Origin of the sequence: Brachybacterium tyrofermentans (assembly GCF_014897585.1) — a bacterium.
Taxonomy (GTDB): Bacteria; Actinomycetota; Actinomycetes; order Actinomycetales; family Dermabacteraceae; genus Brachybacterium; species Brachybacterium tyrofermentans.
The window spans coordinates 114,878-130,521 of the sequence record NZ_JABUXW010000008.1; the positions used below are offsets into that span (position 1 = coordinate 114,878).

At 70.7% G+C, this 15,644-nt stretch carries 16 protein-coding genes; 7 read left to right on the plus strand and 9 right to left on the minus strand.

Features of this window, described 5'->3' with window-relative positions; translation table 11 throughout:
• Nucleotides 1–756 (plus strand): polyprenol monophosphomannose synthase, encoded by a 756-nt coding sequence (locus tag INT49_RS07725; protein WP_193117146.1) that lies wholly within the window; start codon nt 1–3, stop codon nt 754–756.
• Between the two features lie 37 nt (nt 757–793).
• Nucleotides 794–1,357, plus strand: coding sequence for an FxsA family protein (locus tag INT49_RS07730; protein ID WP_193117147.1), 564 nt, complete (start codon nt 794–796; stop codon nt 1,355–1,357).
• A 103-nt stretch (nt 1,358–1,460) separates the two neighbouring features.
• On the opposite strand, the gene INT49_RS07735 is transcribed toward INT49_RS07730, so the two are convergent.
• From INT49_RS07735 to INT49_RS07755, 5 genes are all read right to left on the minus strand, one after another.
• On the minus strand, nt 1,461–1,811 hold the full coding sequence (locus tag INT49_RS07735) for an RNA polymerase-binding protein RbpA (RefSeq protein ID WP_193117148.1): 351 nt from the start codon (nt 1,809–1,811) through the stop codon (nt 1,461–1,463).
• Between the two features lie 115 nt (nt 1,812–1,926).
• Complete coding sequence (locus INT49_RS07740; protein WP_193117149.1) at nt 1,927–2,739, minus strand: glycerophosphodiester phosphodiesterase family protein; 813 nt, start codon at nt 2,737–2,739, stop codon at nt 1,927–1,929.
• Nucleotides 2,711–3,625, minus strand: a complete 915-nt coding sequence (locus INT49_RS07745) for an SURF1 family cytochrome oxidase biogenesis protein (protein WP_193117150.1) — start codon at nt 3,623–3,625, stop codon at nt 2,711–2,713. The genes INT49_RS07740 and INT49_RS07745 overlap by 29 nt, the downstream gene beginning before the upstream one ends.
• Nucleotides 3,622–4,149, minus strand: coding sequence for a hypothetical protein (locus INT49_RS07750; RefSeq protein ID WP_193117151.1), 528 nt, complete (start codon nt 4,147–4,149; stop codon nt 3,622–3,624). Before INT49_RS07750 ends, INT49_RS07745 begins: the two co-directional genes overlap by 4 nt.
• Nucleotides 4,146–5,492 (minus strand): hypothetical protein, encoded by a 1,347-nt coding sequence (locus INT49_RS07755; protein WP_193117152.1) that lies wholly within the window; start codon nt 5,490–5,492, stop codon nt 4,146–4,148. The genes INT49_RS07750 and INT49_RS07755 overlap by 4 nt, the downstream gene beginning before the upstream one ends.
• 163 nt (nt 5,493–5,655) lie before the next feature.
• On the opposite strand from INT49_RS07755, the gene fabG reads away from it, so the two are divergent.
• Both fabG and INT49_RS07765 read left to right on the plus strand, forming a co-directional pair.
• Nucleotides 5,656–6,381, plus strand: coding sequence for a 3-oxoacyl-ACP reductase FabG (fabG, locus tag INT49_RS07760; protein ID WP_193117153.1), 726 nt, complete (start codon nt 5,656–5,658; stop codon nt 6,379–6,381).
• Nucleotides 6,382–6,436: 55 nt separating this feature from the next.
• Nucleotides 6,437–6,964 carry a SixA phosphatase family protein gene (locus tag INT49_RS07765; RefSeq protein WP_193117154.1) on the plus strand — a complete coding sequence of 176 codons (528 nt, stop codon included), beginning with the start codon at nt 6,437–6,439 and terminating at the stop codon, nt 6,962–6,964.
• A gap of 9 nt (nt 6,965–6,973) precedes the next feature.
• Here INT49_RS07765 and serB read toward each other — a convergent pair whose 3' ends face one another.
• Together serB and glgC are read right to left on the minus strand one after the other, a co-directional pair.
• Nucleotides 6,974–7,642, minus strand: a complete 669-nt coding sequence (serB, locus tag INT49_RS07770; RefSeq protein WP_193117155.1) for a phosphoserine phosphatase SerB — start codon at nt 7,640–7,642, stop codon at nt 6,974–6,976.
• A complete protein-coding gene (glgC, locus tag INT49_RS07775; protein WP_193117156.1) occupies nt 7,639–8,880 on the minus strand; it encodes a glucose-1-phosphate adenylyltransferase in 1,242 nt (413 codons plus the stop codon). Before glgC ends, serB begins: the two co-directional genes overlap by 4 nt.
• A gap of 91 nt (nt 8,881–8,971) precedes the next feature.
• Here glgC and glgA point away from each other — a divergent pair, with 91 nt between their 5' ends.
• On the plus strand, nt 8,972–10,165 hold the full coding sequence (gene glgA, locus INT49_RS07780; protein WP_193117157.1) for a glycogen synthase: 1,194 nt from the start codon (nt 8,972–8,974) through the stop codon (nt 10,163–10,165).
• Here the strand turns inward: glgA and INT49_RS07785 are convergent, their stop codons facing one another.
• Nucleotides 10,166–10,939 carry a hypothetical protein gene (locus tag INT49_RS07785; protein WP_193117158.1) on the minus strand — a complete coding sequence of 258 codons (774 nt, stop codon included), beginning with the start codon at nt 10,937–10,939 and terminating at the stop codon, nt 10,166–10,168.
• Complete coding sequence (locus INT49_RS07790) at nt 10,936–12,435, minus strand: RNB domain-containing ribonuclease (RefSeq protein ID WP_193117159.1); 1,500 nt, start codon at nt 12,433–12,435, stop codon at nt 10,936–10,938. The genes INT49_RS07785 and INT49_RS07790 overlap by 4 nt, the downstream gene beginning before the upstream one ends.
• A gap of 210 nt (nt 12,436–12,645) precedes the next feature.
• On the opposite strand from INT49_RS07790, the gene INT49_RS07795 reads away from it, so the two are divergent.
• Nucleotides 12,646–14,829 (plus strand): DUF6351 family protein, encoded by a 2,184-nt coding sequence (locus INT49_RS07795; RefSeq protein ID WP_319021548.1) that lies wholly within the window; start codon nt 12,646–12,648, stop codon nt 14,827–14,829.
• 15 nt (nt 14,830–14,844) lie between these two features.
• Nucleotides 14,845–15,639, plus strand: a complete 795-nt coding sequence (locus INT49_RS07800; protein WP_193117160.1) for an ABC transporter ATP-binding protein — start codon at nt 14,845–14,847, stop codon at nt 15,637–15,639.
• The last annotated feature ends 5 nt before the right edge of the window (nt 15,640–15,644 follow it).

Genomic DNA, 15,644 nt, shown 5'->3' on the forward strand with positions numbered 1-15,644 from the left:
GTGCGACCCTCCACCGCCCCGCTGCCGCCCACCCTCGTCGTGATCCCCACCTATGACGAGCGCGAGGCGCTGCCCGGCACGCTCGCCCGACTGCGCGCGGCGGTGCCCGCCGCCCATGTGCTCGTCGTCGACGACTCCTCGCCCGACGGCACCGGGGACTGGGCCGATGACGTCGCCGCCCGGGACGAGAACGTCCACGTCCTGCACCGCGCGGGCAAGGAAGGTCTCGGACCCGCTTATCTGGCCGGCTTCGCCTGGGGTCTCGAGCGGGGCTACGAGCAGCTCGTCGAGATGGATGCGGATGCCTCCCACCGCCCCGAGCAGCTGCCGTCCCTGCTCGAGGCCGTGCGGCGCGGGGCGGATCTGGCGATCGGTTCGCGCTGGATGCCCGGCGGCCACGTGCACGACTGGCCGCTGCGCAGACTGCTGCTCTCGCGCGGGGCGAACGTCTACGTGCGGGCGGCGCTGGGGCTCGGGGTCCGCGATGCGACCGCAGGCTTCCGGGTGTTCCGGGCCGAGCTGCTGCAGGGGCTCGTGCACGGCGACGTCGCGTCCCAGGGGTACTGCTTCCAGGTCGACATGACACGTCGGGCCCGGGCCGCGGGAGCCGTGATCAGCGAGGTGCCCATCGATTTCGACGAGCGCACCGAAGGGGCCAGCAAGATGTCCCCGCGCATCGTGCGCGAAGCGCTGGTGCTGGTCACGCTCTGGGGACTCTCACACCGCACCCAGCAGGCTCTGAACCTCCTGCGTTAATCTGGGTGACCCCGAGAGCCACAGGAAGGGATCTCGTATGAGCACCGCACCGGGCGCCGCCCCTCGCCCCACCGCAGAGACCTCCGGGTCCACCCGCAGCAGCTCGCGCTGGGGAAGGCTGCTCCCCGCCGCGATCGTCGTGCTGGGCCTGCTCGAGCTCACGATCCTCGTGCTCATCGGCGTCAACACCAGCCTGTGGTGGTCGGTGCTGATCATCGCTATCGGGTGGGTGATCGGCGTGGCCCTGCTGGTCGCCGCCGGACAGCAGTCCTTCGTCCGGCTGCGCTCCCTGGTGCGGGCCGTGCGTGGTCACGGGGACATCCAGGACCACCTCTCGCGCCCCGCCTTCACGCTGCTCTCGGCCGTGTTCTTCTTCTTCCCCGGGATCCTCACCGATCTCATCGGACTGGTGCTGCTGGTGACCCCGGTGCAGCGCAGGTCGGTCGCGGCGATGGGCCTGGGCGGCGGATCCGCCGGTGCGCGCAGGGTGCTCTACCGCCGCTCCGGGGAGGGAGTCATCGACGGGGAGATCATCCTGAACGCACAGAAACCGCCGCGCGGCGGCGACGACAGCACCCCGCCGACCATCTCGCAGGGCTGACCATCTCGCAGGGCTGAGCCTCGTCGCCCGGCACGGCTGCAGACAGCACAGCGCCCCCGCTCCGCCATCACGGCAGGAACGGGGGCGCTGTCCGTGCAGCGTCTCAGAGGTTGCGGCGCTGGTGCAGCTTGCCGGCTCGCAGGAGCGCGAGACGCTGATCGAGGAGCACCTGCAGGTCCTCCTCGCTGCGACGCTCGAGCAGCATGTCCCAGTGGGTGCGGATGGGCTTGCCGGGCTTCAGCTCCGGGCGCTCGTGGTCACGCAGCAGCGCGGAGGCGCCGCAGCGGCACTCCCAGACGGCCGGGACATCCGCCTCGACCGAGAAGGGGAGGACGATCGTGTGTCCGTTGGGGCAGTCGTAGACCGACTCCTGACGGGGTGCGGCGAGGACGCCTTCGTCGGTCTCCATGGAGAGGGAGCCCAGTCGGGTGCCTCGGAGGCTGCGGCTGTTCATGCGGTTCTCGCTTCCTGCCGGGGGATGGTGGTGGGCGGGCGGGGTCCCGCCCGATGAGGTCTATGGGGTGACAACGCCCGAGGGCCCGGAAATGTTCCGCGGTGTCGAGGAGCGCTCACTCGCCGTCGATCAGCTCGGAGAGCAGATCGACACGATTGCTGATAATACCATCCACCCCGTTGACCAGGAGATTCCGCATGGTCACAGGGTCATCGACGGTCCACACATGCACCTCGCAGCCCGCGCGATGGGCGGCGGCGACGTTGGCCGCGGTGACGATCGGCAGCCCCTGGTAGCTCTCGGGCACCTGGAGCGCCGCATAGGGGGCCAGGAGCCGCCGGATGAGAGCATCCGGGGCCTCGGCGGCCCGGGCGGCCAGGAAGGACGCGATGACGGGGCGCGCCGGGCTCCGCACCGGAAGGATCCCGGTGGCGGCCTGCACGGTCCGCACCGTGCGGCGCACGACGGCGTGGTCGAAGCCGGCGATGCACACGCGGTCGGCGCTGCGCGTGCGGGCGATCGCCGCGACGGCCGGTCCGATCGCAGAGGCCGCCTTGACATCGATGTTGATCGGCACGTCCCGGAAGGTCCCAAGCACGTCCTCGAGCATCGCGAGGGGCTCGTCCCCGCTCAGGCGCACCGCCCCAGCCTCGGCGGCGGTGAGCTCGTCGATCCGTCGCTGATCCCCGGCAAGGCGGGCCAGGTCCTCGTCGTGCACGGCCAGGGCCAGTCCGTCGGAGGTGGCGCGAGTGTCTGTCTCGAGCATGTCCGCGCCGGCGGCCAGGGCCGCCTCGAAGGCGCGCAGGGTGTTCTCGGGGACGTCCAGCGCGAGTCCGCGATGGGCGATGCGGCGCGGTCGGGGTCCGGGCAGGAACCGGGAACCGGGGGCCGGGGGACGATCACCCGTCCCGGTGGTCGATGAGTGCATCTTCTTCCTCCTCGTCCTGACCGCGCGGCCGAGAATGGGCGGCCCGGCGCGGTCGATGATCGGTGGTGGTGCGGGCAGGAGCACCCTCGTCTGCGGTGCCGTCGGCGCTCGCGCCCTCGCCCTCGGCCTCGTCCAGGTCCTGGATCGTGCGCCGCGTGCGATAGATCAGCGCCGCCGGGAAGAACAGGGCGAAGATCCACCATTGGAACGCATAGGAGAGGTGGGGGCCGAGCCCGGTCTCGGGGTCCGGCAGCGCCGCGGGCCGCGGGTCGGACGGATCCTCCGCCTCGAGGTCGCCGTACGCGCCGCGGACGAGGGTCCCGTCGTGCTCCGGCAGCAGGCCGTCGATCTGCGGAGGGTTGACGGAGTGGACCTGGCCCGGGGGGATCTCCCGGTCCAGCGTCGGCTCCGCGGGCCGCAGCCGCACGGTGATCTCCTGCTCGCCCTCGGGGACCGGTGGTGCGGAGACGGGCTCGGAGACATCTCCCTGGGAGGTCACCCAGCCGCGCACGACGAGCAGGGTGGTCCCGTCCTCGGTGCGGTAGGGCACCAGCTGCCAGAAGCCGACCTGGCCGTCGAGCTGGCGGTTGCGCACGTACAGCAGGCACTGCGCATCGGTGCAGTAGCTGCCGCGGAGGGTGACCGGGGTCCAGTCGTCCTCCGGGGCGAGCGCCGACTCCGGGGAGGGGAGGACGTCCTGGAGAGGCACCGGCTCCGCGTCGAAGTTCGCGTGGATGACGTCGGCGACATCGCGCTTGTGCTCGAAGCGCCCGAACTGCCAGAACCCGAGGCCGATGCAGAGCGCGGAGGCGAGCAGCACGGCGAGCACGGCGAACAGGGTCTCACGGCTGACGAGGACGCGCCGGAGGGTGGAGCGTCGGGTCATCCGAGGACCGGCGCATCCGTCGCGCTCCCGGCGGCGAGCATCGAGACCTCGTGGATCCCGTGGTCCATGAACCCGGCGGATTCGGCGATCCTGCCCGGGAGGTCCTCGATCGCGAAGTCGACCAGCAGCACGAACATCACGGCGGTCAGCGCGGCGAGCACGAAGCCGAGGGCGGTCACCGTGATCGTCACGCCCAGGCGGAGCTTCGGGCGGTTCCTGACCGGCTTCGCCGGCGGGAAGCCGTAGTCCTCGTCCTCGAGATGGTTGTCGGACCACATGCCGGGGTTGATCACGGAGACGGGATAGGTCTCCACCCGCTCCCGGGGCCGGGCGCCGCTGGCCGGGACGTCCTCGGAGTCCAGCAGCGGAGAGCCGCCGGTTCCCTCAGCGGCCTCCGGCACCCACAGCCGCCACCCGGCCGGGATCGGGCCCCAGGTGTACTGGGGTCGGAAGTCCGCCGGCGGGTTCCATCCGTCATGCGGTGGTTCCGGCCAGTTCGGCGGGGGGTTGAAACGCTGGGTCACGCAGGGATGTCCCAGGTGTACACGTCGACGTAGTTGTCGTACTGGAGCGTGTTGCCCCCGGCTCGCACGAAGTCGTAGAGGAGGACGATGGTGTAGGTCTCGCCCTTCGTGAACTCGTAGCTCGAGTCGTAGTCGCGACCCGAGTTCGCGAGCCCGTAGCTCTCCGAGGATTCGTCCACCGCGCCGCCGTACGGGGTCATCACCTGGAAGTAGTAGGCCGGGAACGCCATCTGGCCCTCGGTGACGGTCAGCTCGGCGGTGACGACGAGGTACTCGCCGTTCTTCGCCTTCTCGACGGTGCCGCCGTAGCTGCTGGGGAGATCCTCGGCCTTCTTCCATTCCGTCTGGACGGCGAGGCTCCCGGAGCCGTTCTCTCCGGTGATCTCCTTCGCCTCGGCGGCATCACCGATCGCGGGCAGGTCAGTGGTCGGCTCCGGCGAGACCGGCTCCTCGGAGTCGGAGGTGCTCTCCTCCTCGGGAGTGGTCTCCTCCTGGGAGGTGGTGGTCTCCCCGTCACCGCCGGCGGTCTTGGAATCGTCGCGGAACAGGAAGATGCCGCCGACGACCGCGACGATCAGCGCGACGACGAGGAACAGCACGATGCAGCCGACCCACCAGAAGCGGGCGATCGCCCCCTTCTTGGGAGCCTCCCCGGTGGCGGTGGTGGCGGTCCACCCCGAGTCCGTCGCCGGGCTGCCCGCCATCGAGTTCGCGGAATCCTGGCCGAACGCGGGTGACGCCGGGTAGTCGGACCCGGAGGGAGTGCCATAGCCCTGGTGCTGCTCGTCGTATCCGGCCGTCTGCGCGGACGCCGGGGACCCATAGGGAGCAGGGGACCCGTACGGAGCGGGCGCAGCGGTCCCGTACGGCTCAGCGTCCGCCACCGGCTCCGCCGACTCGTACGGGGCCTGCTGGGCCAGATCGGCCTCGAGGTCCGGTCCCGGGTACTCATCGGTCGCAGGAGCCTCAGCGTCCTGTGCAGAAGGATCCTGCTCGGGAGCGCCCGAGACCACGGTCCCGGCCTCCGATGCGTCCTGGGCGGCCTCCGCCTCCTGAGACGGCGACGGGACGGGCTGCTCGTCCTCCGGAGCGGAGGAGATCACGGTGCCGTCGTCGGAGTCGTCGGAGTCGTCGGAGTCCGGCATGTCCTGGGGCTCAGCATCCCCCGGCACGGACGGCTGCTGCGCCGGCCCGGCGGCAGGCGCCTGATCCTCCTCCTGGATCCAGAAGTTCCAGCCCTCCGGCGCGGGTCCCCACGACGGATCCGGCTGCCATCCCGGAGGCGGGCTCCAGGAGGCATCGTCGATCTGCCAGTTCGGCGGAGGATTGAAGCGATAAGCCATCTGGATAGCACCTTCCGAGGCTGAAGTTCGTGGCCGGGCTTCCCCCCAAGGATCCCGGTGTGGTCTTGCCCGTATCGTAGAGCACTGCGGCCTGCCGAGACTGCATGGTGCATCTCGGGGCCCACCCCACGAAAAGTTCTCCGCAATCCCGCAAGGAGCCCAGATGTCCGACGCCATCACCGAGCCGCGCAGTGTCCTGATCACGGGAGGCAGCCGGGGAATCGGCTACGCCATCGCCGAGGAGTTCCTGCGCCGTGGCGACAAGGTCGCGGTCACCAGCCGCTCCGGGCAGGGCGGCCCTGAGGGCGCGCTCACCGTCGCCGCGGAGGTCACCTCCGGCGAGAGCCTCGACGCCGCGGTCAAGGCCGTCGAGGAGGCTCACGGGCCGATCGAGGTGCTCGTCGCCAACGCCGGGGTCACCGATGACCAGCTGCTGCTGCGGATGAGCGACGAGTCCTTCGAGACCGTCCTGGACACGAACCTCACCGGGTCCTTCCGCACCGTCAAGCGGGTCATCAAGTCCATGATGCGCAAGAAGAAGGGGCGCATCGTGCTGATCGGCTCGGTGGTGGGCCTCTACGGCTCGCCGGGACAGGTCAACTATGCGGCGTCCAAGGCCGGTCTGCTCGGCATCGCCCGGGCCACCACCCGGGAGCTGGGTTCGCGCGGCATCACCGCGAACGTCGTCGCCCCCGGCTATATCGACACCGAGATGACCGCGGCGCTGGCTGAGGACGTGCAGGCCTCCTACAAGAAGGCGATCCCGGCCGGTCGCTTCGCCGACCCCGAGGAGGTGGCCCGCGTGGTGGCCTTCATCGCGAGCGACGAGGCGTCCTACATCTCCGGTGCCGTGATCCCCGTCGACGGCGGCCTCGGCATGGGACACTGATCCGGTTCCCCGGTCCGAGGACCGCACCCCACAACGAAGGCGTGAACGTACCCCCATGTCATCTTCCGACCCCGCCAGTCGCCTCCTGCTGCTGATGCGTCACGGCAAGGCGGACGCCGGCTCCGGACAGCCGGACCACGAGCGTCCCCTCGCCGAGCGCGGGCTCACCCAAGCACGACTGGTGGGGGAGTACCTCGCCTCTCAGAACGTGCACCTGGCACAGGTCCTCGTCTCCGACTCGCTGCGCACCACGCAGACCTGGCAGGCCGTCCTCTCGCAGATGCCGGGCTTCGACGGCGCCGTGTCCTTCGAGGACGAGATCTACCTCGGCGGGGTCGGCGAGGTCGTCAACCTCCTGCACGGGGTCGACGACCAGCACGGCGCCGTGATGGTCATCGGCCACGAGCCGACGATGGCCTCGCTCATGGCACTGATCGGCGACGACGACTCCGATCCCGGTTCCGTCGCACAGGCACGGCTGGGCATGCCCACCGGCGGCATGGGAGTGCTCTCGGGACGCCTCGAGCACTGGTCGGACCTCGGGGAGGACTCCCTCACGCTGCACACCATCGTGCGCCCCTGAGAGGTCCTCTCAGCGGGCCGCGGCGAGCAGGTGCGGCCAGGCGTCCAGCAGGGACTCCCCGTCGAGGGCCACGTCGGCCACCTCGCGCAGGGTCGGCTTCGCCCGGAAGGCGATCCCGGTCCCCGCGGCCTGCAGCATCTCGCGGTCGTTGGCGCCGTCGCCCATGGCGACGATCCGTGCGGCGGGGACGTCGTAGGTGGTGGCCAGCTCCTCGAGCATGCGCCGCTTCGCGGCGCCGTCGATGATCGGGCCCGACACCTTCCCGGTGAAGTGGCCGTCCACGATCTCGAAGCGGTTCGCGAGCACATGATCGATGCCGCTGTTCGCGGCCAGCTCGTCGATCACCTCGTGGAATCCTCCGGAGACGAGAGCCGTGATCCAGCCGTCGGCCTTCGCACGGCGCACCAGCTCGAGCACTCCCGGCGTGGGCACCAGCACCTGGCGCACCTGCTCCAGGACCGACTCGTCGAGCCCCTCGAGCAGCGCGACCCGGGCGCGCAGCGACTGCGCGAAATCGAGCTCCCCGCGCATCGCGGCGGTGGTGATCTCCTCGACCTGATCACGCACCCCGGCATGCTCGGCGACGAGCTCGATGACCTCCTGGGTCAGGAAGGTCGAATCGACGTCGGAGACCAGCAGCCCGGTGACCGCCGGGCTGCCGGATGCTGCGGCGGTCACGGTTCGAGGACCGTGCCCTTGCCGATCACGGTGATCCCGGAGTCGGTGACCACGAAGCCGCGGGCCCGGTCCTTCGCGACGTCCAGACCGATCTGGGTGCGCGGCGGCACCACGACGCCCTTGTCGATGATCGCGCGGTGGATCTGGCAGTGGCGGCCGATGGACACGTCGTCCATGATCACCGAGTCCGAGATGCTGGACCAGGAGTTCATCCGCACCCCGGGGGAGACCACCGAGTTCGACACCTGGGCCCCGGAGATGACCACTCCGGGCGAGATCAGGGAGTCCACCGCCGTGCCCACACGGCCCGGGCCGGCGTGCACGAACCTCGCGGGCGGCTCGTTGCGGTGGCCGGTGTAGGTGGGCCAGTCATAGTTGTAGAGGTTGAACACGGGGTGGATCGAGATCAGATCCATGTGCGCCTCGTAGAACGCGTCCAGCGTGCCGACGTCGCGCCAGTAGTCGCGGTCGCGGTCGGTGGAGCCGGGCACGACGTTGTGGATGAAGTCGTAGACGCCGGCGGAGTCCTGGTCCACGAAGTAGGGGACGATGTCGCCGCCCATGTCGTGCTTGCTGTCGTCGTCCTCGGCGTCGCGCGTGACGGCCTCCATGAGGGCGTCGGCGGTGAAGACGTAGTTGCCCATCGACGCGAGGACGGAGCCGGGATCGTCGGCGAGCCCCTCGGTCACCGTCGGCTTCTCGACGAAGGCCTTGATCGTGGTGGGGTCTGACGGATCCGTCTCGATCACGCCGAACTGGTCGGACTGCTCGACCGGCTGGCGGATCGCGGCGACCGTGCAGGCCTTGCCGGATTCGATGTGCGCATCGACCATCTGGGAGAAGTCCATGCGGTAGACGTTGTCGGCGCCGACGACGACCACGTACTCCGGCTTCTCGTCATGGATGAGGTTCATCGACTGGTAGATCGCGTCCGCAGAGCCGCGGAACCAGTGCTTGCCCATGCGCTGCTGGGCGGGCACCGGGGCGACGTAGTTGCCCAGCAGCGAGCTCATGCGCCAGGTCTGCGCGATGTGCTTGTCCAGCGAGTGCGACTTGTACTGGGTCAGGACGACCATCCGGAGATAGCCGGAGTTCGCGATGTTCGACAGCGCGAAGTCGATCAGGCGGTAGATGCCCCCGAACGGCACAGCGGGCTTGGCCCGGTCGAGGGTCAGCGGCATCAGCCGCTTCCCCTCACCGCCGGCGAGGACGATGGCGAGGACCTTTTTGGACGACATAATGCGAGGATAGACCAGACGTGGCACTGGTCACGCCCCCTCGGGGATTTTCGGACGCTCGCTGGAAGCCTGAAGCACGAAGGAGTCGGACATGCGCGTGGATCTGTTGACGAAGGAGTACCCGCCCGAGGTCTACGGAGGTGCCGGGGTGCACGTCGCCGAGCTGACCCGGGTGCTGCGTCCGTCCATCGACGTGCGGGTCCGGGCGTTCGGTGCGGAGCGTGAGGAGGAGGGCACCTCCTCCTACAGCGCGCCGGCCGAGCTCGAGGGCACCAACGCCGCCCTCTCGACGCTGGGCACCGACCTGCTCATGGCGGCCGACTGCGCCGGGGCGGACCTCGTCCACTCCCACACCTGGTACGCGAACTTCGCCGGGCACATGGCCTCGCTGCTGCACGGGGTGCCGCACGTGCTCTCCGCGCATTCGCTCGAGCCGCTGCGTCCCTGGAAGGCCGAGCAGCTCGGCGGCGGCTACCGCGTGAGCTCCTTCGCCGAGCGCACCGCCTATGAAGGGGCGGCCGGCGTCATCGCCGTCTCCGGCGGCATGCGCGAGGACATCCTGCGCGCCTATCCCTCGGTCGACCCCGACAAGGTCCATGTTGTCCACAACGGGATCGACATCGAGGAGTGGTCCCCGAACCCCGAGACCTCCGCCCTGACCTCGCGAGGCATCGACCCGGACGCTCCCACGATCGTCTTCGTCGGCCGGATCACCCGTCAGAAGGGCCTGCCCTACTTCCTGCGCGCCGTGCGCGAGCTGCCCGCCGACTGCCAGGTGGTGCTGTGCGCCGGCGCCCCGGACACCCCGGAGATCGCCGCGGAGGTCGACGGCCTCGTCGGCGAGCTCCACGCCGAGCGCGGCAACGTGCATCTGATCACCGAGATGCTGCCCCGCCACGAGCTCACCCAGATCCTCACCCACGCCACCACCTTCGTGTGCCCCAGCGTGTACGAGCCGCTGGGCATCGTGAACCTCGAGGCGATGGCCTGCGGCACCCCGGTGGTCGCCTCCGCCACCGGCGGCATCCCCGAGGTCGTGGCCGACGGGGAGACCGGCTACCTGGTGCCGCTCGAGCAGGTCACCGACGGCACCGGCACGCCGGTCGACCCCGACCGCTACGTCGCGGACCTCACCGCGGCGCTCGTGAGGATGGTCTCGGACCCGGAGCGGGCCCGCGAGATGGGCGAGGCCTCCCGGCATCGCGCCGCCGAGCACTTCTCGTGGACCTCGATCGCCGAGCGCACGCTCGAGGTCTACAGGACGGTCATCGCGCAGGGCGTCTGATCAGGAGGCGATCCGCTCGACGGCCTCGATGAGCGCCCCGCGGGCGACATCGTGCAGCTCGTCGAGCAGCCCGCGCCGGGCGAGCGCCTCGGCCAGGTGCACGGTGTGCCCGTGCCCGTCGTCGATCTCGGACCGGGTCAGCAGGAGCGTGCGCGCGGCGAGCACCAGCAGATGTGCGTCCCCTGCGTCGACATGGCGGGGGAGAGCCGTCGAGATCCAGGTGGCCGGGATCCTGGCCGGCTCCACCGGCTCGTCCGGCACCAGATCCAGCTCGATGCTGCCGTCGGCCGCCCGGCGCAGCGCGCGCAGCAGCTCCTCGCGGGCGTGACCGGAGCTGGCCGCCGGCGGGACCTGAGTGCCCACGGGCGCGGCGTGACGTACCCAGCTCACCGCGTTCATGCTCCCGCTGGGATGCCCCACGGGCGTGACGACCGGGATCAGCGTGTGGTCCGCGATCCCGGCGGCGGTCACCACGATCGCCGATTCCGCCTCGATCGCGGCAGGTATCGCCGCCGGCGGGCCGACGAGGCCGGCGATGCGACCGGGCGCGGGGAGCACCAGGCGCAGCTGGGCGAGGGGGAGCCGGCGCAGCCCGGTCATCCAGTCGAAGAGGTCCACCCCCTCGTCGCCGGGTCCGCTGCGGCCCACACCGTAGCTCATGTCGGCGGCGTCGTCGGGCCCGAGATCACCGTGCAGATAGGTCGAGGCCCACAGGGCCAGCACCGCGGCCCGGGGCAGCGCGACGAGGTCCCTGCCGGCGGCCGCCTCGCTCACGCGGCCCCGTCCGCCGCCGCGACGAACACGGCCTCGCGCTCTGCGGCGTCGACGGAGTCGAGGCGCACCCGCACCACCTCGCCCAGCGCCGCATCCATCGGCACCCAGGCGGTGACCGGGGGCTCGGAGAGCTGGACCTCGACGCGGGTGGGCGTGCCGTCGTTCCCGTCCTTCGCCGGGCTCGCCTCGCGCCGCTCGATCACGGTCGCCTCGAAGGTCTCGCCCGTCCAGGCGGCGAGCGCCGCGGCCTCCACCAGGTCGATGGCCCGGCGCTCGAGATCGCCGGACCGGGCCCCGGTGACCCGCATCGCCTCGGGGATCTCGGCGAGCGCGGCGAGCAGCTCGGCCGAGGGCTCCGTGCCCTGCACATGGGCGTGGCACACGAGCAGCACGAAACGATCCACGAGCCGCCGCAGGGGCGCCGTCGTATGCGCATAGGGAGCGGCGATCGCGGCCTGCTCCGGATCCTCCGGGACCTCCTCGGCGCTCGTGAACGCCGCGTACGAGGCGCCGCGGAAGAGCGCGGTGGCATGGTTGAGGAGTGCGAGATGCGCCGGCTCGTGCCAGTCCAGCGACCGCAGGAAGTCCCCGTAGGCCTGGTCGGTCGCCCACGGGATGCCGAGCACCTCGGCCTGACGGCGGAAGCGGTCCACGGCGCTGTCCTCGGCGGGCGGCATGGTGCGCAGGATCCCGGAGCCGTGCTCGAGCATCAGCTGCGCCGCGGCCATCCCGGTCATCAGCGAGATCTGGGCGTTGGAGTCCTCGATCGGTCGGGGTCGGCGCCAGGTCAGGCGCGCGTGGTCGCCGTCGGCGACGACCTCCTGCTCGGGCACGTTCAGGCTCGCCCCGCCGCGGGCGGACTCCAGCCGCGCGCGTAGTGCTCCGATCTCCTGCAGCAGGACCATCATCGGGTGGCCGTTCCCATGCTCGAGATCCTCCTGCACCTGGTCGTAGGCGAGCTTCTCGACCGAGCGCACCTGCGAGCGCTCGAGGTCGATCGTCCGCACCTCGCCGGCGGCGTCCAGGTCCAGGACCCACACGAAGGCAGGGGAGGACTGGTCGGGGAGCGGGGAGGCGACTCCCTCGCAGAGCACCTCGGGGTGCAGGGGGATGCGCCGGTCCGGGAGGTACAGGGTCTCCCCACGACGGCGCGCCTCCTGGTCCAGGGCGCTGCCGAGATCGACGAACCAGGGAACATCCGCGATCGCATAGAGCACGCGGAACCCGTCGTCGGTGCGTTCGAGGTGCATCGCCTGGTCGAGGTCGGTCGAGCTGGCGGGGTCCAGGGTCACGAAGGGCACCTCGGTGCGGTCCGTGCGCGCGGAGCTGTCGAGCTGCCGGCCGGCGGCCTGCTCTGCCTCGGCGAGGACCCCGGCGGGGAAATCGAGCGGGATCTCGTCCGCGGCGGCGGCCAGGAGGGCGTCGATGCCTTCGCGGATCACGTCGGCGGCGACCGATCCTCGCGGGGCGGTCAGGGACACGGAGCGGTGCGGCACTACGACCTCCTGGACGGGTGGTTCGGGCCCGGCCAGCTTACGGGGATCGAGCGGGCGAACGGGAAGGGTCCAGGAGGTCACAGCACGGCGAAACCTGAGGCCTCCCGAGGATTTCCTGGGCATTCCCGGGACGGGATCTCCGCAGGCCGATAGCGTTTCCGGGGCGCCAGCGAGCGCTCTCCCGTTCCCCGACCTCCTGAAGGATCTCCTGTGCCGCTCCATCCCGGCCCCCGCCTCCGCCTCCTCACCGCCGCGATCGCCGCCCTCGGGGTGCTCGTCGCCGGACCGGCACTGGCCGAGGTCCCTGCGGCGAAGGACGGCTCCGGGCTGCACCTGGACACCGCCTCCAGCGCGCCGGATCTGGTGACCGGCGGCGACGCCCTGGTCGAGATCTCCTCCGAGCACAACGTCCCTCACGATCGCGTGGAGGTCACCCTGAACGAGAAGGACGTGACCTCGGCCTTCACCTGGGACGGGAGCCGTGAGGTGCTGGTCGGCCGCGTCGACGGCATGGTCCAGGGCGAGAACCTGCTGCGCGCCGCGCTCCCGGGGCAGGCCCGGGGTGCGGACGAGCTCACGGTGATCAACCATCCGGACGAGGGGCCGCTGTTCAGCGGGCCGCACGAGCAGCCCTTCGCCTGCGAGACCCAGGACTTCGAGGTCCCCGGGACCGACGAGACGCTCGGCGAACCGCTCGACGAGAACTGCTCTATCGAGGACCGCGTCGATCACGTCTACTACACGACTGCCGGCACCTGGGAGGCGTTCCCCGAGGACGCCACCGACTACCCCGACGACCTCGCGCGCACCACGACCGACGAGGGGATCGAGGTGCCGTTCATCGTGCGCCTCGCCCACGGCACCGCCAACCGCGGCATCTTCCAGCACGCCGCTCTGCACGATCCGCTCACCGAGGACCCGGTGACCCCTGCGGCCCGACCCGCGGGCTGGAACGGCAAGGTCGTCTACACGCTCGGCGGCGGATGCGTGGACGGCTGGTATCGCCAGGGGCCGAAGACCGGCGGCGTGCTCGACCCGCGGGTGCTGTCGAAGGGCTACGCCATGGTCTCGTCGTCCCTGAACGTGTTCGGCAACAACTGCAACGACCTGCTCACCTCGGAGACCGCCCAGATGACGAAGGAGGAGTTCATCGAGACCTACGGCCGCGACGACTTCACCATCGGCCTCGGCGCCTCCGGCGGCTCCTACCAGGGTCATCAGGCGGCGGACAACTACCCAGGGATCTTCGACGGCATCGTCGTCGGCGCCTCCTTCCCGGAGGTCGGTTTCGGCACCATCGATTCGATCACCGACGCCCGGCTGCTGCAGAACTACTTCGCGGGCGGCACCGACGTCGAGTGGACGCAGGAGCAGAAACGTCGGGTCACCGGCTTCCAGACCCTCGCCACCATGGACAACGTCTCCGGCGGCGCGCTGCGCATCGATCCGCGCGAGTTCTGCCCGCCGACGCTGCCCCAGGAGCAGCGCTACGACCCCGAGACGAATCCGACCGGGGTGCGCTGCGACGTCTACGACCACACCTCGACCATCTACGGCACCGACCCGGAGACGGGCTTCGCGCTGCGACCGCTGGACAACGTCGGCATCCAGTACGGGCTGGCCGCCCTGGCCGACGGGACCATCGACGCCGAGCAGTTCCTCGACCTCAACGACGCCATCGGGGGCTACGACCAGGACGCGAACTTCCGTCCCGAGCGCTCCGTCGCCGACCTCCCCGCCGTCGAGGCCGCGTACCGCACGGGGCGGCTGACCGACGGCGGCCAGGGACTCGCGAGCACCCCGGTCATCGACTATCGCGCCTACGCCGACGAGAAGCCGGAGGGTGACATCCACATCAGGTACCACACCAGCTCGATGCGGGAGCGGCTGCGCGATGCGAACGGCTCGATCGAGAACCACGTCAGCCTGCTCGAGGACGACCGCTACGGCCTGTTCTCCACGAAGAGCCCGCTGCTGATGCACGCGCTGACCCAGATGGACGCCTGGCTCACGGAGCTCGAGCCGAGCGACGACCTCCAGGACCGGCCCACGCTCCCGGAGATCGGAGCGGCCCGCCCGGACTCCCTCGTCGAGGGCTGCATGGATCAGGGCGACGAGCCCGAGTTCCACGCGATGGCCCTGGACCGCGATCCCGCCTCCGAGTGCGAGCAGCTCTACCCCTCGGCGAGCTTCCCCCGGGAGGTGGCCGGTGAATCGGTGAAGGCCGACGTCATCGCCTGCACCACGTCGGAGCCCGTACGGGCCGAGTACCCGGTCGAGTTCACCGACGAGCAGTGGGAGCAGCTCCTGGCCGCGTTCCCCGACGGCGTGTGCGACTACACGCTCCCGGGGCGCGGCGAGGTCGAGCATGCGGGGACCTGGCAGCGGTTCTGACGATAGGCTCGGAGCATGTCCGTCGCAGCAGCCTCCCTGACCGATGTCGTCGTGCGCCGCAGCGGGCGCAACATCCTCGATTCCGTGACCCTCGAGATCGCCGAGGGCGAGCGCTGGGCGGTGCTCGGCCCCAACGGCGCCGGAAAATCGACGCTGGTGCGCCTGCTCTCCGCCCGGATGCATCCCACCTCCGGCACCGTCGAGATCATCGGCGAGCAGCTCGGCAAGGTCGACATCTTCGAGCTGCGCCCCATGATCGGTCTGGCCAGCCAGGAGCTCGCCGACACCATCCCGGTCGAGGAGACCGCGGAGAACGTGGTGGTGACCGCCGGCTACGGCGTGGTGGGCCGCTGGCGCGAGCAGTACGACGAGATGGATCTCGAGCGGGCCCGCACCCTGCTCGCGGCTTTCGGCGTCGGCGATCTCGCCACGCGCATGTTCGGCACCCTGTCCACCGGTGAGCGCAAGCGGGTGCTCGCCGCCCGCGCCCTCATGACCGACCCCGAGGTGCTGCTGCTGGACGAGCCCGCCGCCGGCCTGGACCTGGGCGGCCGCGAGTCGCTCGTGCGCACCCTGGGCCGCCTCGCGAAGGACCCGGCGACGCCGGTGACCGTGCTGGTCACCCACCACGTCGAGGAGATCCCGCCGGGCTACACGCATGTGGCGCTGCTGCGCGAGGGCGGCGTCGTGGCCGCCGGCCCGATCGAGGAGACCCTCACCTCGCAGAACCTCACCCGCACCTTCGGCCTGCCGCTGATCGTCGAGCAGCGCGGCGAGCGGTACACCGCCCGCTCCCTCTCGCTGGACTGACCCGG

Excerpts from the sequence above, each read along its gene's own strand:
- INT49_RS07730 (WP_193117147.1), top strand. The coding sequence starts at position 794 with ATGAGCACCGCACCGGGCGCCGCCCCTCGCCCCACCGCAGAGACCTCC.
- INT49_RS07735 (WP_193117148.1), bottom strand. The coding sequence starts at position 1,811 with ATGAACAGCCGCAGCCTCCGAGGCACCCGACTGGGCTCCCTCTCCATG.
- INT49_RS07740 (WP_193117149.1), bottom strand. The coding sequence starts at position 2,739 with ATGCACTCATCGACCACCGGGACGGGTGATCGTCCCCCGGCCCCCGGT.
- INT49_RS07745 (WP_193117150.1), bottom strand. The coding sequence starts at position 3,625 with ATGACCCGACGCTCCACCCTCCGGCGCGTCCTCGTCAGCCGTGAGACC.
- INT49_RS07755 (WP_193117152.1), bottom strand. The coding sequence starts at position 5,492 with ATGGCTTATCGCTTCAATCCTCCGCCGAACTGGCAGATCGACGATGCC.
- fabG (WP_193117153.1), top strand. The coding sequence starts at position 5,656 with ATGTCCGACGCCATCACCGAGCCGCGCAGTGTCCTGATCACGGGAGGC.
- INT49_RS07765 (WP_193117154.1), top strand. The coding sequence starts at position 6,437 with ATGTCATCTTCCGACCCCGCCAGTCGCCTCCTGCTGCTGATGCGTCAC.
- glgC (WP_193117156.1), bottom strand. The coding sequence starts at position 8,880 with ATGTCGTCCAAAAAGGTCCTCGCCATCGTCCTCGCCGGCGGTGAGGGG.
- glgA (WP_193117157.1), top strand. The coding sequence starts at position 8,972 with ATGCGCGTGGATCTGTTGACGAAGGAGTACCCGCCCGAGGTCTACGGA.
- INT49_RS07800 (WP_193117160.1), top strand. The coding sequence starts at position 14,845 with ATGTCCGTCGCAGCAGCCTCCCTGACCGATGTCGTCGTGCGCCGCAGC.